This is a genomic window from Natrarchaeobius oligotrophus, from assembly GCF_003841465.1.
Classification (GTDB): Archaea; Halobacteriota; Halobacteria; order Halobacteriales; family Natrialbaceae; genus Natrarchaeobius; species Natrarchaeobius oligotrophus.
In genome coordinates, this window is sequence record NZ_REFZ01000003.1 from 195240 (window position 1) to 218037 (window position 22798).

The window sequence follows — 22798 nt, forward strand, 5'->3', positions numbered from 1 at the left end:
CGCATCGCGGTCGACGGTCAGGCGGTAAACAGCCGTCTCGGGAAGTCGGCGAGGGGCTCGGCACCGTCGCCCGTGACGAGAAACGTCTCGCTGATCTCGACGCCGATATCTTCCGTCCAGATACCGGGTATCATGTGGAACGTCATATTCTCTTCGAGAATCGTCTCGTCGCCGGGTCGGATGCTCGCGGTGTGTTCGCCCCAGTCCGGCGGATAGCCAAGCCCCATCGAGTAGCCGATCCGATCCTCCTTCTCGAGGCCGTACTGCGAGATCGTCTCGCGCCAGGCCGCCTCGACGGCCTCGCAGGTGACGCCGGGTTCCGCCGCCTCGAGTGCCGCTTCGATCCCCTCGACGACGATCTCGGCGTTGCGTTCGAGTTTCGCCGGCGGGTCGCCGACGAACGTGGTGCGTGCGAGCGGCGAGTGATAGCGGTGGCGACAGCCCGAGAGTTCGATGATGACCGGGTCGCCGTCCTCGAACCGCCGGTCGGTCCACGTGAGGTGGGGCGTCCCCGTGTGCTCGCCGGCGGGCATCAGCGGAACGATCGAGGGGTAGTCGCCGCCGAACTCGTCGGTGCCGGTGATCAGTGCGTCGTAGATCGCGGCGGCGGCCTCGTACTCGGGGACGCCCGCCTCGATCGCGTCCAGTCCCGCCTGCATGGCGTTCTCGGAGATGCGCGCCGCCTGGCGCATGTACTCGAGTTCGGTCTCTGACTTTTTGATCCTGACCCAGTTAACCAGCAGCGTCGCGTCCTCGAACGTCGCGTCCGGCAGGTTCTCCTGCAGGCGCGTGTACGACCGGGCGGTGAAGTACGAGGCGTCCATCTCGAGACCGATCCGGCCGTCGTCGACGTCGAGTTCCTCGAGGACGCCGGCGACGTAATCCATCGGGTGCAGATCGTACGGCGAGTGGACGTGATCGTCGCTGTACGAGCGGATGCTCGACTCCGAAAGACGGGTCGTCGCCCGCGCGCCGTCGGCGTCCATCGCTCGGCCGACCCAGACCGGTTCGTCGCGCTCGAGGGTGACGATGACCGCCTGGTGGACGTAAAACGACCAGCCGTCGTATCCCGTCAGGTAGTTCATGTTCGCCGGATCCGCGACGACTATCGCGTCGAGGTCGGCCTCGCGGATGCGCGCTTTCGTCCGGCTCACCCGGCGGTCGTACTCGGCCTCGTCGAAGACGTCTCGTGACATGGTACCAGGTCCTCCGTCCGAACCGTCGATCAGCAGTTGTAAAAAATTTTCGTATACAATGATAACAGATAGTGTGTACGTGCTTATCAACACCTCTCGGTCGGGGGATCGGAGGGCCGACGCGCCGGTTCCGGAACCACCCCGGTTAAGAGACGCCGGTCCGTCCGGGCGGACATGGCAGTACTCGAGACAGTCGTGATCGCGTTCTGGGCGATGTTGCCGGCGTACGTCCCCAACAACGCGGCCGTGCTGGCCGGCGGCGGCAAACCGATCGACGGCGGCCGCACGTGGGGCGACAAGCGGGTGCTCGGCGACGGGAAAACCTGGCGGGGGACGGCCGCCGGGATCGCCGCGGGTCTCGCGCTCGCGGGCGTGCTGAGTCTGATCGCCGGCGACGTGAGCGAACTCGTCGGCGTGGACGTGCCGGCGTTCTCCCTCGGTGCCGCGGTCGGACTGGCCGCCGGTGCGATGCTCGGCGACATCCTCGCGTCGTTTCTCAAGCGCCGAACCGGCCGAAAGCGGGGCGCGATGTTCCCCGGACTCGACCAGCTCGACTTCGTGGTCGTCTCGCTCCCGCTGACCGCGTTGCTCGCGACCGAGTGGTTCCTCGCGGTGTTCACCTGGCAGGTGATCCTCGTCGTCGTCGTGTTGACGCCGGTGTTGCACGTCACGACGAACGTCGTCGCGTACAAGCTGGGCCTGAAGAACGAACCCTGGTAAGCGCCGAAAGCGGGCGTTGCCGGTGACGTCGGCGGGTCGAATCAACCGAGGGGGCCGGGAACTAGTCCGCGAGCGCCCCGCCGACCGCGCCGGCGATCGCACTCTCGAGCGCCAGCACGAACGAGACGATCACGGCGACGGCGAAGATGCCGACGCCGGCGATGCCGGTGACGAGTCCGCCCGCCGGACCGCCGGCCCAGCCGGCGATGCCGACGACGAGCGCGACGAGCAAGCCGGCGACGATTCCGCCGAACGCGCCCGCGAGCAGGCCGTGCCAGAATCCGCGGCCGAGTCCGCCGCCGGCGAGATATCCCGCCGCGAAGCCGCCGATCAGACCGGCCGCGAGCTGGCCGACGACCGGCAGCGTCAGCCCGACGATTCCGAGGACGACGATCAGGAGAAAGCCGACGATCACGGCGCGCCAGTTCGTCATAGTCGAGCAAGGCCGCGAGCGAGGATAAACGCTCGGTCGAGCCGCCGTCGTGGATCCGTCGCGATCGCTCGGACGGCTGCTCGACGCGAAAAATCCGCCGTCCGTCCCGTCCGACGCGCGCCGAGAGAACGAACGACCTTTTACCACCGCGCGCCCTACCGTCGACTATGATTTTCGAAGACCTTCCGACGACGCCCACGTCGGAAGAGCTGATCGACAAGGCGTTTTCCCGGGCGGCACGGGCAGGCAAGGCCAAAGGCGGCCTCGAGGCCCAGCAGTCGATGCTCCAGACGGCGGCGAACATCATCTCGGACAATCTGGAGAACGTGGTGACGGCCTGGCCGGACTTCGCGTACGAAGACGACGTTCACCCGTTCTACTACGAACTCGCGGACGCGATCGTCGACGTCGACGAACTCCGGCAGAGCCTCTCGGAGGTGATGTGGGCGAGCCGAAAGTCTCGCGAGATTCACGAGGAGTACCAGTCGAAGCTCCGAAAGACGGACGTCGACACGGCACGCAAACACAGAAAACAGGCCTTCGCGCGGCTGGCCGACATCGTCGAGCAGGTCGACGACGATCTGCTGTACATCAACCGATCCCGCAACGACCTTCGCGACCTGCCCGACATCGACCCCGAAGAGCCGACGATCGTCGTCGCCGGCTATCCGAACGTCGGCAAGTCGTCGTTCGTCAACGACGTCACGAGCGCCCGCGGCGAGACCGCCTCCTACCCCTTCACGACGAAAGGGATCGGCGTCGGCCATTTCGAGCGAGATCACGTTCGGTATCAGCTCGTCGATACGCCCGGGTTGCTCGATCGCCCACCCGAAGAACGAAACGAGATCGAGACGCAGGCGGTGAGCGCCATCGAGCACCTCGCCGACTGCATGCTCGTCGTCCTCGATCCCAGCGGCGAGTGCGGCTACCCGCTCGAGTCCCAGCTCGAGCTGCGCGATTCGATCGCCGCCCAGTTCGAGACGGTGCCGGTGCTCACGGTGGCGAACAAGATCGATCGCGCCGAGGCGTGGGACGAGCTGGCCGACGAGATGGACGCAGACCACCACATGAGCGTCGAAACCGGCGAGGGCGTCGAGACCGTCCTCGACGCCGCGATCGAGGCGGTCGACTACGAGCCGAAGTTGCCGTTCGAGAGCTGAGCCATGAAAGGGCCGGGAATCCTCTGGATGCTCCAGACCGCTGCCGGACTCTCGATGGCCGGCCCGATGTTCGTCGTCGGCTTCGAGTTTCTCCGCACGGGGCGGCCGCTCGCCGGCGTCGGCTTTCTCGCCCTGGGTGCGGTGGCACTTTATTTCCCGACGTACCTCGTCAACAAGATCGGCGGACCGAGAGCGTGGATACGCCGTCGGTTGGGCCGCTCGACCGACCGAGACGACGACGCAAACGTCGACGAACGGGATCCGAACGCCGGACGCGAGGAGACGCGTTCGAATCCGCTCGATCGAATCCTGGGACGGTAACTCGGATCGAAGTCGACGAAACTAGGTCGATAAATCGAATCGAAGTCGACGAAACTGCGACGATTGATCGGATCGAATCCGACGCAATCGGTCTCGTGTAGTAGCGGTGACGAAATACCTATTCGACCGCAGCGGTAGCTCCAGTGTAAGCGCATCTCGAGGCCTACGTACCAACGATGGACGAACGTTCTACACCGAGGGACGACGACACGCGAATCGATCACCAGCTGGCGATCTCGAAGCTCCACGCGACCGCTCAGCGGGTGCTCGAGGCGACGGCCGACGAGGAGGTCGCCGAGATCGTCGTCGAGTCCGTCCGGGACGTCCTCGAGTTGCCGATCAACGCCGTCTGGTTGACCGACGCCGACGGAACGGAACTCCGGCCGATCGCCTGGACAGACCACGCCGTCGAGACGGTCGGTGAGATACCGACGTTTCGCGCGGGTGATTCCCTCGCGTGGGACGCTCTTGAACGTGGCGCGGTCGAACAGTACGACGACGTCTCGACCGTGGACGGGTGTTACAACCGCGAGACGCCGATACGAAGCGAGATCATTCTCCCGCTGGGCGATCACGGCGTGCTGACGATCGGTTCGACCGACGCCGCCGCGTTCGGCGAACTCGACGTCGCTCTGGGGGAACTGGTCGCGACGTACGCGTCGACCGTCCTCGACCGAATCGAAAGCGAACGGAAGTTACGGGAAGCGAACGACCAGTACGAAGCGGCGATCCGGGCCGGTGCGGTCGGTACCTGGGAGTGGTCCATCCCGGACGACGAGTTCGTCACGAACCCGAAGTTCGCCAGGACGTTCGGCGTCGATCCCGACGCCGCACGGGACGGGGTGGCACTCGACCGGTTCGTCTCGGCGGTTCACGAGGACGACCGTGAGCACGTCGAACGCTCGATCGAAGAGGCCATCGACTCCTGTGGCGAGTACGAGGCCGAGTATCGCGTCCGAAACGACGATGGCCGGATGCGGTGGGTCGTCGCTCGCGGCCACGTCGAGTGCGACGAGGACGGCGAGCCGGTCCGATTTCCCGGTGCGCTGACCGACGTCACCGAGCGTAAACGGTACGAGCGCCAACTCGAGCGACAGAACGAGCGACTGAACGAGTTCGCGAGCGTCGTCTCCCACGACCTTCGAAACCCGTTACAGGTGGCTACCGGACGACTCGAGCTCGCACGCGAATCGACCGACGATCCCAATCTCGACGAGGTTGCCGCCGCACTCGAACGGATGAGCGTCCTGATCGACGATCTCCTCACGCTGTCGCGAAAAGGCGACCGGGTGGGCGAGACGGAACCGATCGATCTCGCGACGCTCGGCCAACAGTGTTGGCAAGCCGTCGCCACGAGCGAGGCGACGCTCGCCACTGCTGTCGACTGTACGATTCTTGCCGACCGGGGCCGCCTCCGACAGCTGTTCGAGAACCTCTACCGGAACGCGATCGATCACGGCGGCGAGGACGTTACGGTGACGGTCGGCCGCCTGGAGACGGGCTTTTACGTCGAAGACACCGGTTCCGGCATCCCACCCGCCGAGCGCGAGCGGGTGTTCGAGACCGGATACTCGACGTCCGAGGAGGGGACGGGGTTCGGACTGCGTATCGTCGAACAGGCCGCCACGGCTCACGGCTGGGAGATCGACGTTGCCGAGGGATCCCGGGGTGGTGTACGATTCGAGATCACCGGCGTCGAGTTCGTCTCGTGAGAGGACGGTCGCGACGGTGCGATCGGCTTGCAGTCGCTAGCGTTCGACGAGGCCCACGAACCGGACTTCGACGCCGACGGTGTCCGCAGCGTGTTGATTGATACGTTCGTGTAACGTCCTCGCCAGCGCCGGATCGGGGTCCTCGCCCGGTCCGCCGATCGTGATCAGCACTCGTTCGGGCCCCCGAAACGGATAGTCGTCGTCCATGACCACCTCGAACTCGAGCAGCTGGTACTGGACGAACTCGTCCTCGTCGAGGGTGCGTTCGACCTCGCCGCGGGCGTTCTCCTCGAACGTCGAGGTGACGAACGACGAGTACGTGATCGCGCCGAGAAAGAGCGCGAAGACGGCGACGATCAGCGCGAGTCCGACGACGCGCCGCCGGACCCGCTCTTCGGTCGGGCCTACCGAGAACAGGTTCTCCGGCCGGTAGCCGGCGTACCACAGCGTCACCAGTCCTGCGAGATTGACCGAGAGAACGTTGACGAGTACGAGCGCCGTCGAGCCGATGGCCGCCGAGGGCTGTCCCCACGCGATGGCGATTCCGGCAGCCGCAGCGGGCGGGATCAGCGCGGCCGCGATCATGACGCCGACTAGCGCGACCGACGTCCCCGTCGCGATACTGATGATACCCGCGACGCCGGCGCCGAGTGCGATCACCAGCGACAGCAGGTCCGGTGCCAGCCGTTCGGAGATTTCGTCGACCTGAGCGATCTCGAGTCCCGGCGGGACGACGTTCGTTATTCGAACCGTCCAGGCGAACACCGCCGCCGCCGCGATCGAGAGGACGATCCCGACGATCTGATAGAGGGCGCTCTCGAGAAACAGTTCCTCGTCGTCGATCACCGTGCCGACGCTCGCTCCGAGCGCCGGGCCGATCAGCGGCGCGATCACCATCGAGCCGACGACGACCGCCGGGGAGTCGAGCAACAGCCCCGCGGTCGCGACGACGGCGCTGATGATCGTCATGATCGAGTACACCGCGAACGTGGGCGTCAGCGACTCGGCTTCGGCCTGCAGTTCCTGTCGCGAGATGCGATCCGACTCGACGTCACCGTTTTCGTACTCCTCGCGAAGCGCTTCGAACTTTCGAGAAACGACCGTCTCGGCGTCGACGACGACCGTGTAGGCGTCCTCGTCGATTCCCGCCTCCTGAAGCTCGTCGAGGACGGCCTCGACCGCCGGCGAGGGGAGCGGAAAGTAGACGACGGCGGTGTACTCTCGCTTGCTGTCCTCGTCGGTTACCACGTAGTCGATCCCACGATCGTCGAGCGTCGCGAGGATGGTCTCGCGTTTTCCCGTCGGAACCGTCAGCTGTACGAGCCGCACACCGATTCCTGAGACGGCGAGGGGTCATAACTGTCGGCCATCGACCGCGACCGATTCGCGAACCGACGAGAGTCCACCGCGACGTCGCCTCGAGCCGTGACGCCACATATATCCTCGAGAGGATCCAACGAGGGGTATGTTCGATACGCGTCCCGACCGCGAGGCGGAGGTCGCCCTCGTCGGCCGCTCGAACGTCGGGAAATCGACGCTCATGCGCGAGTTGACCGGCCACGGATTCGACACCGGCGGCAAACCGGGCGTCACGCGGGAACCCAACCACTACGACTGGGCACCCGAGGACTTCGTCATCACCGACCTGCCCGGCTTCGGCTTCATGAGCGGCGTCGAGGAAAATTACCGCGAGGAGATCAAGACGAACATCGTCCGGTACCTCGAAGAGTACGCAGAGCGCGTCCTCGTCGCGATCCTGGTCGTCGACGGAAAGAGCGTCGTCGACATCATCGACCGCCACTCGGGACCCGACGAGATCCCCTACGACGTCGAGATGTTTCACTTCCTGCGGGAACTGGGGATTCCGACCGTCGTCGCCGTCAACAAGATGGACAAAGTCGACGACCGCGACGAGCGACTCGACGAGCTCTGCGACCGGCTGGGGCTCTATCCTCCGTGGCAGCAGTGGCGAGAAGTGATCGCCCCGATCACCGCCAAAAACGGGCAAATCGAGCCGCTGAACGAGGCCGTCCGCGAACACCTCCACGAGGAAAACCGGGACGACCTGTTCAAATTCTTCTGAACCAAACTTTTGCGCTGCGTGCGGTCGCTTCGCGACCGCACTCGGCAAAACTTTGATGAAAAGCCTCCTCTCCGTTCCGGACGCGTAGCGGCCTTCACATCGGTCGTCGGCCCGCTCGCTCCCACGGTCGCTCGCGGTCGATGGTGGTCACTAGCCTGACCTTCCCCGGAGCGCACGACTCTCGTCATACTCGGCCTCCGTCGAAAACAGGTGGGTGATCGGCTCCCTGAACTGGCCGGCCGAGCGAACGACGTCGGCGTTCTCGACGGCGGAGCGTCGGTTCGCGGTCGAGTGCTCCTCGAGCGGTTCGACGACCTGGGTCTGCCACTCGTCGCCGGTCATCGACGACAGGCTGTAGGCGGCGACGTAGTCGTGATCGAGCTCGAGCAGCGTGTCGTGGCCACGCCGTCACAGTCGCGTTCGCATCCGGATCGCCTCGAGCGCCACCCCTTCCTGTAGCTCGAGTTCGACCGTTTCACGTCCATCGTACCCCTGCTCCCGGTAGAACGCGATCGCGTTTTTCGAAGCAAGGAGCTCGAGCGCCTCAAGTCCGGCCGCGCGGGCGATCGACTCGAGGCGCTCGAGGATCGCCGCGCCGATCCCCTCGCGACCGTGGTCGGGGTGGACGTAGACGGCCACGACTTCGCCGACGCCGTCGTCCGCCGTGGCTGATTCGCAGTCGAGCCAGCCGAAGCCGACGACCTCGCCGTTTCGTTCCGCGACGACGACGAACAGCCCGTCGTCCGTCTCCCGTATCGGATACCGCTCCGGATGAACGTTCGCGAGCCACGCGCCGAGCTGTTCGTCGTCGTAGGCCGCGCTCGCGAGTTCGCGGACCGACGCCGCGTGCACGGCGGCGACGGACTCGGCGTCGGCCGGCGTCGCTTCCCTGACTCGAATGCGCGAGCCGACCACCGTTACACCACCCGATTGTGAAACGGCTCGCCGGCCGCGAGTCGCTCGACGTTCTCCCGAACGATGTCGCCGACGTCCCGGAAGTAGTCGACCGTGAAAGAGGCGGCGTGTGGCGTGAGAATCACCTCGTCGAACTCCCACAGCGGCGACGACTCCGGGAGCGGTTCGGTCTCGAAGACGTCGAGCGCCGCGCCCGCGATCGAACCCGACTCGAGGGCGTCGATCAGCGCGTCCTGGTCGACGACCGAACCGCGGCCGACGTTGACGAGGTACGCGTCGTCGCCCATCGCGTCGAACGCCGCCGCGTCGAGGAGGTGGTGAGTCCCGTCGGTCAGCGGCAGCGTGACGATCACGAAGTCGACGTCGGAGACGGCCTCGAGCAGCTCGCCGGTCGGATGGATCGTTTCGAAGCCAGGGACGGGATCGACGGATCGTCGGACGCCGACCACGCGAACGCCGAGCGCGCCGAGGACCTCGGCAACGCCGCTTCCGAGGGTTCCGGTGCCGAGCACGCACGCCGTGGTTTCCGAGAGCGTGAACGCGTCGTCCCACGCGGGCTGATCCCAGCGTTTTCGCTCCTGATTCGCGACGGCCTCGTGGAGGCGGCGGGAGAACGCGAGCAGGTAGCCCGCGACGGCTTCGCCGACGGCTCGCCCGTGTATTCCCGTGCTGTTCGTCAGCACCACGTCGTTGGCCTCGAACGCATCGAACGGAAACCGATCCACGCCCGCCTGGATCGAGTGGACCCAGTCGACCTCGAGAAACGCCTCGCGGTGGGCCAGCGTGACGACGGCGTCGCACGCCGAAATTCGGTCGTCGCCGATCACGTCCACGTCGACGACGGTCGGCAGTCGGCGGTCGGACAGCCAGCTCGCGAGTTCGGCGGGTGGAAAGACCTGCTCGACGGATTCGTGGACGCCGAGGTGCTCGAGGGAAAACTGCACGACCGGCGGTACGGACGACTCGAGGTTGAAGGTTTTCCCGGTCGCCGACGAGTCGTTCGGGCGCGAGGCGAAGTCGACTCCGGTCACGCGGAAACGAGTGAGAGATCGGTCGCGCCCGTGTCGATTTCGAACGACGAGAGACCTCCGAGGGGTGTGCCGCAGGCTGGGGAGACAGTGCGGACGAGTGAGTTCCGACTCGATCGTGAACCGGCCGCTACAAACGGCCGTCGCCAATCGAGAGTCCGTCGTCTCACACCCACCGGAGGTAGTGATTCCGAAGGAGTCGAAGTGCTCGGTCGAGGGCGATGCCGATCAGCATGATCGCGATGATCGTCGCGTATACCTGGGTCGGATCGAACGTTCGGACGCCCTCGATTTCCAGTGCGCCGAGTCCGCCGCCGCCAGCGACCATCTCGAAGACGAACGTGATGATCAGCGAGAGTGGGAGCGCGATCTGAAGCCCCGTAACGATGCCCGGCGACGCCGCCGGGAAGACGACTCGCCAGAGGAGGCGTCGGTCGCTCGTCCCCATCATTCTGGCGGACCGAATGTAGTTCTTGTCGATCCGTTGTGCGCTGTTTCGCGCGTTGACCGCGATCGGCCAGAACGTTCCGATGGCCACCATGATGATCTTGGATTGATCCCCGATTCCGAACCAGAGCATGAACACTGGGACGAGCGCGATGATGGGGATCGGGTACCCGATCTTGATGATCGGATCGAAAAACCACTCCGCGACGGCGTTTCTCGCGATGAGGATTCCGACGAGTATCCCGAAGACGGTACCGATCACCAATCCGACGAGCGCCCGGCGAAGCGTGAGGTACGAGTGATAGGGAATCTCGCCGGACAGGGTTAGTTCGACGAATCGTGCGAGGACGTCCGACAGCGGCGGAAGGTAGTAGTAGTACACGAGCCCCATCTGGGCGACCGCTTCCCAGAGGACGAGAAAGATAATCAGTGAGTAAATGGATTTCGTGAACGTCACTACGTCGTCTCTGGCGTACGTTACGTCCATACGACCACCCTGTCACGAGCGATTTCGAACCCGGTGACGAACGCGTACGCGACCGCGGAGATGACCACGATGTTGGCGAACATCAAAGAATAGTTCCCGACCTGTCCGGCCTCGAGAATGAGGTACCCGATCCCCTCGTACGACGCGACGAGTTCCGCGCTCACGAGCGCGATGAACGCGATCGGAATGGCCTGTCTGATCCCGGTGAGAATGTGCGGAATCGTCGCCGGAATCACGACTTTTCGAAGGAGTTCCCATCCCTCCGTTCCCATCATCTTCGCCGACCAGACGAGGTTCTGATCGACGTCGCCGGCGGCGTTGTATGAGTTCATAATGATCGGAAGCAGACACGCGAGAAAGACAACTAATACCGCGGGCCCGGTCCCAACGCCGAGCCAGAGCATCGCCAGCGGAACCAACGCGACCTTCGGAATCGGATACAGCATCGACAGGAAGACGTCGAAGAAGTTTTCGATCGGAGCCGAGCGTGCCATTCCGATTCCCAGGACGACTCCCACGGCTATGCTCAGGCCCAGTCCGACTCCAAATCGGAACAGCGAAACGAAGAGGTGCGAGAATATCTCACCGGTAGCGAGCAGATCGGCGATCTGTACGGAAACTGTAACGGGGGACGGCAAGACATCGGCGGGAACGGCGGTACCGCTCGCGAATTCCCAGAGGACGACGACGATCGCGAGGGGAATCCAGTCGACGATAAGCCGGGTAGCGTGTTGAAAACGTCGCGGAAGTACGCCGAGCGAACCGGTGTCTGCGTGGGCCACGGCTACGGTTGCACCTCTGGCTGGGTTTCCTCTCGGAGTGACTTCCAGACGGAGTTTTTCGTCGTCACGAACTTATCCGATGTGATGATCTCCTCTCGGTCGAGCGACCGATCCAGATCGAACGGTACGACCGTCTTTTTGGTCCCCGGACGCCGCGTCATAATCATCACGCGTTCGGAGAGATACACGGCCTCTTCGACGTCGTGGGTGATGAACACGACCGTCTTCTCGAGATCCCGCCAGATATCGAGCAGCTGATCCTGCAGGGACTCTCGAAGCGGCTGATCGAGCGCTCCGAACGGCTCGTCCATGAGAAGGATCTTCGGATCGTACGCCAGGGTACGTGCGATCGCGACGCGCTGTTTCATTCCGCCCGAGAGTTCCTTCGGGTACCGGTCCTCGAACCCCCCGAGATCCATCATGTCGATGTATCGCTGTGCGGTCGATCGGCGTTCCTCCTTCGACACGCCCTGCTCTTCGAGTCCGTAGGTGACGTTTTCCATCACCGTCCGCCAGGGGAACAGTGCGTAGTCCTGAAACACGACACCTCGATCCGTTCCCGGACCGTCGATCGGTTCGCCGTCGACCGAGATCGTTCCGTCGGTCGTCTCGAGAAACCCGGCGATCAGATACAGTAACGAACTCTTTCCACACCCGCTCGGGCCGACGACGCCGACGAACTCGCCGCTGTCGATGTCGAACGAGAGATCTTCGATCGCTTTCGTCTTCTCGGCTCCGTCGTCGTAAACCTTCTCGAGGTTTGAGATGGAGATGTCTCCGTCACTCATCGACAACCATTTTGATTTTCGAGAAGACAGCTGAATTGTCTATTCCAATAGATGAAATGACATCTTGGGATGTAATTCCGTATCACGGTCCTATCGTTCGAGAGACGCTCTATAAAAGATTTCCCCGAGCGACCTTCGAATCGCCGGGTATCGTGATAGATAAAACCATTTGGTCGGGAATCGTGCCGCATCGGCCGGCACGTTCTGGAGTCAATCGACGGAAAATTACGTTCCGCTGAAACGAACCATGATATTCGTAACGTCGGTGTCGACGATCGGTACGCGGCGACCCGTGATCGAAGCGGATCCTCGGTATTAGCGATGTGTACATCGAGAAATGATGGATTCCGTTCCATAATAATGTATTTATCTTCCGGCGGGATTTTGAGGACCGGGGCGACTTGAAAGGTTAATTGAACCTACTCTTGTTTTATTATCGTACGACGCGCCGGTCCTGTGACGAGCGAACTCGCGTGCCGCTTCGGTAGTCCGGTGATAGCTGACGAGCACACCGCGGGCCTAGTCGATCGACATCTCGCCCATCGTTCGGTGGCGAACCTCCGGATTCACCCTGCAATCGACGACAACGGGTCCATTCAACTCCGCGGTTAGTTCCGCTTCGATCGCTTCGACGTCGTCCACCGAACGAACGGTGTGTGCCTCGGCGCCCATGTCGATCGCGAGCTCCTCGAAGTCTGGCGCCCGAATCTTTCCGACCGAACCGGAGTAGCCGCGCGTTTTCCCCATGTGATACTCGGCCCCGAGCGCGTCGTCGTTCATCACCACGACGATCATCGGGACGTCGTGTCGAGCCGCCGTATCCAGTTCCGGGAGGGACATCATCAGCCCGCCGTCACCGCAGAAGACGATGCACGTTCGGTCGTCCTCGGCGAGTGCGGCGCCGATCCCGACCGGAAGTCCCTGTCCGAGCGCGAGGAAATCGACCAACCACGTCAGTCGATCCGTCGGATCGATCGTCAAACCATCGAAGACCCACCCGCAGAAGTGGCCAACGTCAGAGTACACGAGCCGGTCGTCCGGCAACGCGTCGTCGAGCGCCCCGATCAACTCGCGTGGATCGACGGTTCCGGGTCGGTCTTCGAACGCCCGATCCGTCGTGGGCGAGCTGTCCTCGATACGCCGTCGAACCCGGTCGGTCCAGAACTCCCCCGAACGATCGATTCCGAAGCTCTCGAGTTGCTCGCGGAATGCCTCGGCCGTTATCTTCGCGTCACCGACGATCCCCACGTCAACGTCGGTGTAGCGGCCGATGTTGGTCGGTTCGGTATCCACGTGGACGACGTTCGCGTCCTCCGAAAGGAGGTGGCCCTTGTCGACCGTGTGGTGATTCAAACTGCACCCGAGCGCGAGCACGAAGCCGGTTTCGCTCAGGTACTCGTTCGCGAGTCCGGTTCCGAGATCGCCCGCAAACCCGAGCGAGTAGGGATGGTCGGAGAAGTAGCCATTGGCCTGAAGGGTGGTTACCAGGTAGGCGTTCATCCGTTCCGCCAGTTGTTCGATCTCGGCTTTCGCGTTGGCGCGAACGGCTCCCCGTCCGGCGACGATGATCGGCGCTTTCGTCGCGTCCGAGTCGAGGTACGCGTCGAGAGCCTCCTCGAGTTTCGTCTCGTCGGGATGGGTCCGTGCGTCCTGACGTCCGGTCCCAGGCGTGGCGTACTCCTCCAGGATGGACGTCTCCGAGAGGTCGCTCTCAAGGACGTCGATCGGTACCTGGACGGCGATCGGACCGTCGCCGGCCCGGATGCGCCGAAACACGTCCGCTAGCGCCGAAAGGAGCACGTCGGGAGATCTGATCGACTCGACCTCACCAGCCATCGATCGTAGAAACGCCTCCTGTTGAAACCCCTTTCCGTCGTGGGTCGCGGTGAGACGAGTCTCGGGGACCAGATACAGCACGTCGGAGCCGTAATTGTTGGCCCCCTGTAACGCCGTGCCCGTCTGGGCGATCGCCGGACCACGACCGACGATACAGACGCCGATGCCGTCGTCGGCTCGAGAATAGCCGTCGGCCATGGCGGCGGCACCCTGTTCGTGCCGGCAGTGAACGACGCGAATCCCGTCCCCCCGGTTGTCCTGGATTTCGGAGAGGATCGGAATGATCTCCTCCGAGGCGAGGGAAAAGACGGTGTCGACGCCTTCGTTTTCGAACAGTTCGACGATTCCCTCGTGCGCCTTCATCGAATATCACCACGTCCGGATGGGGCGACGAGTTCGATTCGAGCGCGGGTGTTTCGGTCGGGTTTGTGAGTTCGAAGTGTCATAACGCAGTATACCGCGTGCAGTTTCGATCAGTGCCTGTCGAGGTCGATCCGGTGACGTCGTCAGTTCGTCACGTTCACGGCAGGTACTCGTTCGTAACGTGGTCGTCGACGGTGATTCCCTCGTCGATGAACTCGGATTCGACCAGCCGGTCGACGACCTCTTGCAATCGCGGGATGTCGAGTCGTCCGTCCTGTGGCCGGTAAAAGTCCTCCTCGGTGAGGTAGTACAGGTCGAGCAGGTCCTCAGGGATGTCGAACTCCTCGCTCACCAGCGAGACGACATCGTCACGATTGTCGTCGTCGTAAATGTACTCGAGGAGGTTGACGTAGTCTTCCAGGAAGTACTCCACGACGTCTTCGTTACCGTCCAGGAACTCGTTTCGCGCGGCGAGGAACGTGAAATCGTACTGCTCGTCCCAGACGTCCGTCGAATCGAACACGAGTTCGACGCCGCCTTCCGCCTCTTCTGCGTGTGCGAAAATCGGGACGAATATTCCCGCGTCGATCCGACCGTCCCGAAGGGCCGAACCGATCGCGGGGAACTCGATTTCCACCCACTCGACGTCTTCGTCCGGGTCCAGACCGAACTCCTCGAGGCCCAGTTCACAGATCGCGTGAACGCCGGTCCCGACCGCGTTAACGCCGAACTCGGCCCCCTCTAGATCCTCGGGTTCGGAGATGTCCGAATCTTCGAGCGTGAGTATCTCCCACGGCTTATAGTCCGGGTGCGCGTCGCGCGCCTCCGTTACGATTCCGGTTAGCCCGCCGGGAACCGCTTCCTGCGAGATCGACTGGGGAAAGCTCGCGTAGGCGACGTTTCCGATCTGCAACTCGCCGGCCGAAAGCTGGTTGATCACCTGAGGCGATCCTTCCGCCGCGTTGACGGTCAGGTCGTACTCTGACCCCATGTTTTCGCCCACCGCATCCGCGATCTCGTCGATTTCGAACAACGAAACCGGCTCCGTGAGAGGATCGACGATACCTACCTGTAGTTCCGTATCGTCATCACCACCCATACAGCCAGCAATAACACTAGAGATACCAACAGTTCCACCGAGTGCGGTTCGCTTCACGAACTGTCGCCGATTGGTTGGCATAGGTGGAAAGTCATGATTGATATAGTTATAAGTATGGTGTGCTTTCCCACCTCAGCCTCTGAAATTAGACCAGAGCTGAATTTGTGTGTTGATAGTCCAACCACTTCCCATTCAGTCAAGTAAAACACACTTCTTCTGCTTCGACGAAACGGGACGGTACGAAGAAGGGAGATCGAGTTCGATATTTGACAAATGTTCGTTTGTATCGTAGAAGGTCAGCTTCTCAGACGGATTTTGCTCCCTCCTCGAGGCGACGGTCGCCGTCGAAACGGCGGACGGATCCGCTACGCGATAGCGTAATCGCTGACCGGAACAATCGAGACGGCGGCTCGGGGAAAATCCCTCGTCACAAGGGGCTCGGAGGGGGTAACTTTTCGTCACGGCCGCCGACGGATCGTAGTCGACGGAGGGGTTTCGGTCTGTCGCTTCCCCGCTCGAGGGCGCGACGCATCGGCGGAAGGGCCGCGCCGTCGGACGGCGGAGACTCGAGCCGGTCGTGCGGACGAATCCGGCGACGGCGCCGAACCAGCCGGTCACCGATCTCGCCAGCCCTCGAGTTCGCGCAACTCGTCGACGACGGCGGTCACGTCGTCGGTCTCGAGTGCGCCACGTTCCGTGACGAGTTCGGTGACGCAGTCGGCGGGCGTGACGTCGAACGTCGGGTTGGCGACGTCGATCGCGGCGTCGCCGTCGTAGATCGCCGATCGATCGCCCGACTCGAGGTTCACCGCGTCCCGCGTCGAGAGCTTGTCGGTCGCGGCGACGACCGTCACCGGGACGCCCTCGCGCGCGGCGGCGACGGCCACGCCCCTGGTTCCGGTCTTGTTCACCACGCTCCCGTCCGGCAGGACGGTGTCCGCGCCGACGACGACGCGGTCGACGTCCGCGGTCGCGAGGACGTGCGCCGCCGCGGCGTCGGCGTGGAGCGTCACCGGACAGCCGATTCCGTCGTCGTCAGCGAACGACTCGGCGACCGCGGTCCCTTCCCCTGCGGGCCGGGATTCGGCGACGAAGATCCGGGACGGCTCGCCCGCCCGGAGGGCCGAGCGAACGGTTCCCGATCGCGAGAGCGTCAGAACGCTCCCCTCGAGGCGGTCGCCGGCGGCCGCCGCCGCGTCGTCGTCGGCCGCGAGCGCGCGTTCGATCCCCGAGAGAGCCGACGCGAGGACGTCGGCAGCGTCGGCGGGGGCGGCGGTCGCCGCCGCGTCGGCCGCGTCGTTCGCGTCCGTTTCGTCCGCGTTTCGATCCGTCGCGTCGGCCATCGTCCGGTTGACCCGGTTTCGAAGGACGGCCATCGAGGGGCGTGCTTCGAGCAGGCGGCCGGCGAGTTCGGCGAGTTCGTCCCACTCGCCCGCCGGGTCAACGCCGAGTTCCGCTCGCTCCGCAAGGAGCACCCCCGCCCGATCGCGAAGGACCTCGAGCGCCCGGATCGACAGCGCCGCCGCGCCGCGTTCGTCGTCGGCTGCGATGGTGCGGACGGTCGGCGCGACGCGCTCGTAGGCCGTCCAGAGACGCGGAACGGTCGTCCGATCGTCGGTCGAATCGACGATCGCGGTCGGATGGACCCACTCGCACTCGTCGTGTTCGTCGCTCAGTTCGACCGCGCGCGAGTCGCACTCGAACAGGAACGGGTGGACGATCCACTCCCGTCCGAGCTCGTCGTCTTCGAACGTGACCGGCCGTCCCGACCGGACGAACGCGACCCCGTCGGCGAGTCCGGTCTCCTCGCGAATCTCAGTCCGGACCTGTTCGTCGGGCCGTCCCTCCGCGAAACCGGAGACGCCGCCCCACTGGCCGGCGTACGTGCCGACGACATCGCTTCGTCGCAGGAGCAACACCTCCGCACCGTTTCGCAGGAAGGCCGTGACGACGTGGCTCGCCCCCGCGTCGTCTCCGTCCGTCGAATCGTTCATACCTGAGCCGACGACGGCTCGCGAGGAATCGCTTTCGGGACGACGACGGACGGGCGTGGTGTGGAGCAGTCGGTAATTTCCGGGCGACGACATGCACGATTTAAGCCCCTCGACTCGAAAGCGAACGTATCGATGGTACGTGAGGAACTGACCGGCGACGATGTGACAGCGCTCGAAGCCGGCGACGACGTCCGGATCGGCGTCGACGTCGGCGGGACCTTCACCGACGTGGCGCTCTCGCTCGAGGACCGGCTCGTCACCGCGAAGGTGGCGACCACAGCCGACCAGCACGTCGGCGTCCTCGAGGGAATCCGAAAGGCCTGCGACGACGCCGGCGTCGAGCCCAGCGAGGTCGACGACTTCGCTCACGCCACGACCGTCTCGGTCAACGCGCTGCTCGAGCGCGGCGGAGCGAACACCGCGCTGGTCACCACGGCCGGCTTTCGCGACGTCCTCGAGATCGGTCGTCAAGATCGGCCGAGCCTGTACGACCTCGAGGCGGAAAAACCGGAACCGCTGGTGCCGCGGGAGCGGCGCTTCGAGGTCGACGAGCGGACGACGCCGGCGGGCGTCGAGCGGGGGGTCGATCCCGAAGACGTGCGCGCGCTCGCGGCGACGATCCGCGAGCGCGACGTCGAGGCAGTCGCCGTCTGTCTGCTTCACTCCTACGCCGATCCCGAGAACGAGCGTATCGTCGCGGAGACGCTCCGCAAGGAGGTCTCGGTGCCGGTGTCTGCCTCTCACGAGGTGCTCGCGGAGTTTCGTGAGTTCGAGCGAACGTCGACGACGACCGTCGACGCCTACGTCCGGCCGGCGATCGACGACTACCTCGGTCGACTCGTCGAGGCGGCCGCGGACGACGGCCTTCCGGAGCCGCGGATCATGCAGGCCAACGGCGGCGTCGCCGATCCCGAAACGGTTCGGACTCACGCGGTGACGACGACGCTTTCGGGTCCCGCCGCCGGCGTCGTCGGCGCGGCGGCGACCGTCGACGACGCGACGGTCGAGGGGCTGGTCACGTTCGACATGGGCGGCACCTCGAGCGACGTGAGTCTCGTTCGCGACGGGCGGGCCGAGCGGACGACCGACGCCGAAATCGACGGACTGCCGATCCGGACGCCGATGGTCGACGTGAACACCGTCGGCGCGGGCGGGGGCTCGGTCGCCTGGGTCGACGGCGGCGGCGCGTTGCGCGTCGGGCCGCATTCGGCCGGTGCCGATCCGGGCCCGGCCTGCTACGACCGGGGCGGCACGGAGCCGACAGTCACCGACGCGAACGTCGTTCTCGGCTACATCGGGCCGGAGACCGCCCTCGGCGGCGAGATGACGCTCGAGGTCGAGGCGGCCCGCGACGCGATGGCCGAACTGGCCGACGACGCCGGCCTCGAGGGACCGCTCGAGGCGGCTCACGGCGTCTACCGCGTCGCGAACGCGACGATGACGCGAGCGATCCGGTCGGTGACGGTCGAGCGCGGCCACGATCCCCGCGAGTTCGCGCTCGTGGCCTTCGGCGGCGCGGGGCCGATGCACGCGGCGGCGCTCGCCGAGGCGCTCGAGATCGACCGCGTCGTCGTCCCGCGGCCCGGCGGCGTCCTCTCGGCGTTCGGCCTGCTCGCGGCCGACGAGAGCTACGACGCCGTTCGGACCGTCGGCGTCGAACTCGCGTCGGCCGACGTCGACGACCTCGAGGGCGTCTACGAGGAGCTGATCGACGACGTGCTCGCGGCGGCGTCCGATCCCGATCGGGCCCGTCTCGAGCGGGCGGCCGACTGTCGCTACGGCGGCCAGAGCTTCGAGTTGACCGTGTCGGTCGACGACGCGTTCGATCGCCGAACGATCGCGAGGCGGTTTCACGACGCTCACGAGCGAGCGTACGGCTACACCATGGACGAGTCGATCGAGGTGGTCAACCTGCGCGCGACCGCGACGGTTCCGGGCGGCGATCCGGCCGTTCGCCACGACGGAGACGGCGGCGCGATGGCGGGAACCCGACAGGTCCACTTCTCCGAGACCGGCGCGTGGCAGACGACCGTCTACGACCGCGATCGCCTCGAGACCGGAGCGACGCTCTCGGGGCCGGCGATCCTCGAGCAAGCCGAGAGCACGGCGGTCGTGCCGCCGCGGTGGACGGGCGAGATCGGCGCGGACGGCGCACTCGAGATGCGGCCGACGGAGGTGGACGACCGATGACGCGAAACGACGACCGGGACGACGGACCGGTCGAGGGCGCGACGTCCGACGAGGATAGCACGACCGTCGAACTCGACCCGGTGACGCTCGAGGTGCTTCGCAATCAGCTCGAGAGCGTCGCCGAGGAGATGGGAACCACGCTGATCCGGGGGGCGTACTCCCCGAACATCAAAGAGCGGCGGGACTGCTCGACGGCGCTGTTCGACGCCGAGGGACGGATGATCGCCCAGGCCGAACACATTCCGGTCCACCTGGGCGCGATGCCCGCCGCCGTCGAGGCGGTCCGCGAGCGCGACCCCCGACCTGGTGACGTCTTCGTCCTCAACGATCCCTTCGCGGGCGGGACCCACCTGCCGGACGTGACGATGGTCTCGGCGCTGGCTCCGTCGGCCGGCGACGCCGCTGCAGACCGTGACGACGAGATCGTCGGCTACGCCGTCTCTCGAGCGCACCACGCGGACGTGGGCGGAATGGTGCCGGGCAGCATGCCCGCCGGCTCGCGCGAGATCTACCAGGAGGGACTGCGACTCCCGCCGACCCGGCTGGTCGTCGACGGAACGGTCCGCGAGGAGATCCGGTCGCTGGTGCTCGCGAACGTTCGCAATCCGCGGGAGCGACGCGCGGACCTGCGGGCGCAACTCGCCGCGAACGAGCGAGCCGAACGACGACTCGCCGCCCTGTTCGACGAACACGGTCGCGAGACAGTCACGAGGGGGTTCGACGCGGTTATCGAGTACTCCCGCGAGCGGATCGAACGCGAGATCGCGGCGCTGCCGGACGGCACCTACGAGGCGACGGACGTCCTCGAGGGCGACGGCGTGATCGACGAGGACATTCGGATCGCGGTCGCCGTGACCGTCGACGAAACGACGATCGACGTCGACTTCGACGGGACGGCTCCGCAGCTTCAGGGGAATCTCAACGCGCCGCTCGCGGTTGCACAGAGTGCGGTCTACTTCGTCGTTCGGTGTCTCACCGACCCCGAAATCCCGCCGAATCACGGCTGTTACGAGCCAGTCTCGGTCCGCGCGCCCGCCGGTTGCCTCCTCAACCCGGAGCCGCCCGCGGCGGTCGTCGGGGGGAACGTCGAGACCAGCCAGCGCGTGACGGACGTCGTCTTCGCCGCGCTCGCCGAGGCCGTTCCCGGTCGCGTTCCCGCACAGGGACAGGGAACGATGAACAACCTCACGATCGGCGCACGCGACGGCTCCGTCACCTACTACGAGACGATCGGCGGCGGCTTCGGCGCGCGGGCCGACCGCGACGGGATGGACGGCGTTCACGTCGGCATGACGAACACGCTCAACACCCCGATCGAGTCGCTCGAGACCGAGTATCCGCTCCGGGTCGAACGATACGCGCTCCGTCCCGACAGCGGCGGTCGCGGTGAGTACCGGGGCGGACACGGTCTCGTGCGTGCGGTCACCGTCGAAACCGACGCGACGGTGTCGCTGCTCACCGAGCGACGCCGGTACGGCCCGAAGGGGATCGCGGGCGGCGAGGACGGAGCGCCCGGCGAGAACCTGATCGACGGCGAGGTCGTCCCTGCGAAGACGACCGTCGACGTCGAGGCGGGGACGACGGTGACGGTTCGAACGCCGGGCGGCGGCGGACACGGCTCTCCGAGCGACCGCGATTCGTCGACGGTCGAAAGAGCGGATTCGGCGGAGGACGACTGAGTCGTCGGTCGACACGCCGGTTCGACGGCGGCTCGAAAGTGGGCGATACGGCGACCGACACGTGCTAGCAAAATTTTGATAGTACTCGATTAATAAATTGATTGTATAGAGAGATACGATGTATCAGCATCAGTATTATTAATACACTATTTTCAGCCACATAGACGTTTCAGCGGCCAAAAACCATATTAAGAGATGTTCTGGAGATGTTTTAGCTCAAACAATTCACGCGATATCGGCCCAAGTGCTTTTGTAATAGCTTTTATATAACCTACGACATGTCACGGAGTGATTCAGAGGTGGTGACGACCGACGTGGTGTCGCGGCGGGCGGTTCTCGCGACGGGGGGCGCCGGCCTCGGCGCGACGGTGGCCGGCTGTACCGACGTGGTCGGCCGTGCGGCCGGCGAATCCGAGCCCGTTACGATAGCCGTACTCGAGGACCGATCGGGTGCGTTCGAAGCGTCGGGCACGCCGAAGTGGCAGGCGAGTCGTCTCGCGATCGACGAACTGAACGACGACGGCGGAATTCTCGGGCGCGAAATCAAACTCGTCGATCCGGATCCGGAGTCCGACGACAACCGGTACCAGCGACTGACGCAGGACCTGCTTCGGGACGGGAACATCGACGCCCTCTGGGCCGGATACGCGAGTTCGGCCCGTGAGGCGATTCGGCCGCTGGTAAACGATTACGAGCAGCTGTACTTTTACACGACGCTGTACGAGGGCGGCGTCTGCGATCGGTACACGTTTTTGCCCGGCGCGACGGCGAGACAACAGCTCGGGATCATCGTCCCGTACCTCATCGAGGAGTACGGCGGTCGGATCTACTCGATCGCGGCGGACTACAACTACGGACACCTTTCGACCGACTGGGTCAGAGTGCTCGCCGCAGAAAACGGCGGAGAGGTGATCGAACGCGAGTACGTTCCGCTCGCACAGGACGAGTTCGGCGATCTGCTCGATCGGATCGAGACGGCCGATCCGGACGTCGTCGTCTCGAATCTGGTCGGAGGAGCTCACGCTTCGTTCTACGCACAGAACGCCGAGCGCGAGTACGACGTTCCGATCGGAACGCCGCTGATGCTCGGCGACGGGGCACACCGGCAGTTCGATCCGCCGACGTTCGCGAACGTGTACACCGGGGTCAACTACATGGAGGAGCTGCCGACCGACAGGAACGAGGCGTTCGTCGAGCGGTTCTACGACGCCTTCCCCGACGCAGCGTACGTCTCCCAGGAGGCCCAGAACAACTACTTCTCGACCCACCTGTACGCGCAGGCGGTCGAAGCGGCCGGCACGACCGACCAGCAAGCGGTCATCGAGCAACTCGAGACCGGAATGGTGATCGAGGCACCCCAGGGCGACGTCGAGGTCGACGGAGCGACTCACCACATGAACCACACCATGCGCATCGCACGCTGTGACGCGAACCACGAGATCGAGTTCCACGACGACCAGCGGGTCGACGAGACGTTCCTCTCGGACACCGTGGGCTGTGACCTCCGGGAGATCGCCGAGACGCGACAGTACACGCCGACGTGGTACTACCGGGAGGTGCAGTGA

20 protein-coding genes are annotated in these 22798 nt (G+C 64.8%); 8 read left to right on the forward strand and 12 right to left on the reverse strand.

What is annotated here, in order from left to right:
• Positions 1–17: 17 nt before the first annotated feature.
• Positions 18–1196 carry a M24 family metallopeptidase gene (locus EA472_RS05870; protein WP_124190578.1) on the reverse strand — a complete coding sequence of 393 codons (1179 nt, stop codon included), beginning with the start codon at positions 1194–1196 and terminating at the stop codon, positions 18–20.
• A gap of 174 nt (positions 1197–1370) precedes the next feature.
• Between EA472_RS05870 and EA472_RS05875 the strand changes: the two genes are divergently transcribed.
• A complete protein-coding gene (locus tag EA472_RS05875; RefSeq protein WP_124190579.1) occupies positions 1371–1916 on the forward strand; it encodes a CDP-2,3-bis-(O-geranylgeranyl)-sn-glycerol synthase in 546 nt (181 codons plus the stop codon).
• 61 nt (positions 1917–1977) lie between these two features.
• Here the strand turns inward: EA472_RS05875 and EA472_RS05880 are convergent, their stop codons facing one another.
• Positions 1978–2349, reverse strand: coding sequence for a DUF5518 domain-containing protein (locus EA472_RS05880; protein ID WP_124190580.1), 372 nt, complete (start codon positions 2347–2349; stop codon positions 1978–1980).
• A 167-nt stretch (positions 2350–2516) separates the two neighbouring features.
• Here EA472_RS05880 and EA472_RS05885 point away from each other — a divergent pair, with 167 nt between their 5' ends.
• The 3 genes from EA472_RS05885 (at position 2517) to EA472_RS05895 (ending at position 5542) form a co-directional block, all read left to right on the forward strand.
• On the forward strand, positions 2517–3509 hold the full coding sequence (locus tag EA472_RS05885) for an NOG1 family protein (protein ID WP_124190581.1): 993 nt from the start codon (positions 2517–2519) through the stop codon (positions 3507–3509).
• A gap of 3 nt (positions 3510–3512) precedes the next feature.
• Positions 3513–3830 (forward strand): DUF7533 family protein, encoded by a 318-nt coding sequence (locus EA472_RS05890; RefSeq protein WP_124190582.1) that lies wholly within the window; start codon positions 3513–3515, stop codon positions 3828–3830.
• Positions 3831–4006: 176 nt separating this feature from the next.
• Positions 4007–5542, forward strand: a complete 1536-nt coding sequence (locus EA472_RS05895; RefSeq protein WP_124190583.1) for a sensor histidine kinase — start codon at positions 4007–4009, stop codon at positions 5540–5542.
• Between the two features lie 36 nt (positions 5543–5578).
• Here EA472_RS05895 and EA472_RS05900 read toward each other — a convergent pair whose 3' ends face one another.
• Positions 5579–6871 carry a TIGR00341 family protein gene (locus EA472_RS05900; RefSeq protein WP_124190584.1) on the reverse strand — a complete coding sequence of 431 codons (1293 nt, stop codon included), beginning with the start codon at positions 6869–6871 and terminating at the stop codon, positions 5579–5581.
• Between the two features lie 136 nt (positions 6872–7007).
• Between EA472_RS05900 and engB the strand changes: the two genes are divergently transcribed.
• Positions 7008–7625, forward strand: coding sequence for a GTP-binding protein EngB (gene engB, locus EA472_RS05905; RefSeq protein WP_124190585.1), 618 nt, complete (start codon positions 7008–7010; stop codon positions 7623–7625).
• 150 nt (positions 7626–7775) lie between these two features.
• Here the strand turns inward: engB and EA472_RS05910 are convergent, their stop codons facing one another.
• From EA472_RS05910 to EA472_RS05950, 9 genes are all read right to left on the reverse strand, one after another.
• Entirely contained in the window at positions 7776–7967 is a 192-nt protein-coding gene (locus tag EA472_RS05910; protein WP_243637788.1) for a hypothetical protein, read from the reverse strand.
• Positions 7968–8033: 66 nt separating this feature from the next.
• Positions 8034–8540 (reverse strand): GNAT family N-acetyltransferase, encoded by a 507-nt coding sequence (locus EA472_RS05915; RefSeq protein ID WP_124190586.1) that lies wholly within the window; start codon positions 8538–8540, stop codon positions 8034–8036.
• Positions 8541–8542: 2 nt separating this feature from the next.
• Positions 8543–9484 (reverse strand): D-2-hydroxyacid dehydrogenase, encoded by a 942-nt coding sequence (gene ddh / locus EA472_RS05920; RefSeq protein ID WP_124190587.1) that lies wholly within the window; start codon positions 9482–9484, stop codon positions 8543–8545.
• 250 nt (positions 9485–9734) lie between these two features.
• Positions 9735–10502 (reverse strand): ABC transporter permease, encoded by a 768-nt coding sequence (locus EA472_RS05925; RefSeq protein WP_124190588.1) that lies wholly within the window; start codon positions 10500–10502, stop codon positions 9735–9737.
• Positions 10493–11020, reverse strand: a complete 528-nt coding sequence (locus EA472_RS05930; RefSeq protein WP_243637789.1) for an ABC transporter permease — start codon at positions 11018–11020, stop codon at positions 10493–10495. Before EA472_RS05930 ends, EA472_RS05925 begins: the two co-directional genes overlap by 10 nt.
• Positions 11021–11286: 266 nt before the next feature.
• Entirely contained in the window at positions 11287–12072 is a 786-nt protein-coding gene (locus tag EA472_RS05935; RefSeq protein ID WP_124190590.1) for an ABC transporter ATP-binding protein, read from the reverse strand.
• A 519-nt stretch (positions 12073–12591) separates the two neighbouring features.
• Positions 12592–14271: a thiamine pyrophosphate-binding protein gene (locus EA472_RS05940; protein WP_124190591.1), complete on the reverse strand. Its 1680-nt coding sequence runs from the start codon at positions 14269–14271 to the stop codon at positions 12592–12594.
• Positions 14272–14428: 157 nt separating this feature from the next.
• Entirely contained in the window at positions 14429–15370 is a 942-nt protein-coding gene (locus EA472_RS05945) for an ABC transporter substrate-binding protein (RefSeq protein WP_165874832.1), read from the reverse strand.
• Between the two features lie 614 nt (positions 15371–15984).
• Positions 15985–17364 carry an NUDIX domain-containing protein gene (locus tag EA472_RS05950; RefSeq protein WP_124190593.1) on the reverse strand — a complete coding sequence of 460 codons (1380 nt, stop codon included), beginning with the start codon at positions 17362–17364 and terminating at the stop codon, positions 15985–15987.
• Between the two features lie 132 nt (positions 17365–17496).
• On the opposite strand from EA472_RS05950, the gene EA472_RS05955 reads away from it, so the two are divergent.
• From EA472_RS05955 to EA472_RS05965, 3 genes are all read left to right on the forward strand, one after another.
• The gene (locus EA472_RS05955; RefSeq protein WP_124190594.1) at positions 17497–19554 is read left to right on the forward strand and encodes a hydantoinase/oxoprolinase family protein; all 2058 of its coding nucleotides are present in this window, start codon (positions 17497–17499) and stop codon (positions 19552–19554) included.
• Positions 19551–21233, forward strand: coding sequence for a hydantoinase B/oxoprolinase family protein (locus EA472_RS05960; RefSeq protein WP_124190595.1), 1683 nt, complete (start codon positions 19551–19553; stop codon positions 21231–21233). The genes EA472_RS05955 and EA472_RS05960 overlap by 4 nt, the downstream gene beginning before the upstream one ends.
• Before the next feature lie 278 nt (positions 21234–21511).
• On the forward strand, positions 21512–22798 hold the full coding sequence (locus EA472_RS05965) for an urea ABC transporter substrate-binding protein (RefSeq protein WP_124190596.1): 1287 nt from the start codon (positions 21512–21514) through the stop codon (positions 22796–22798).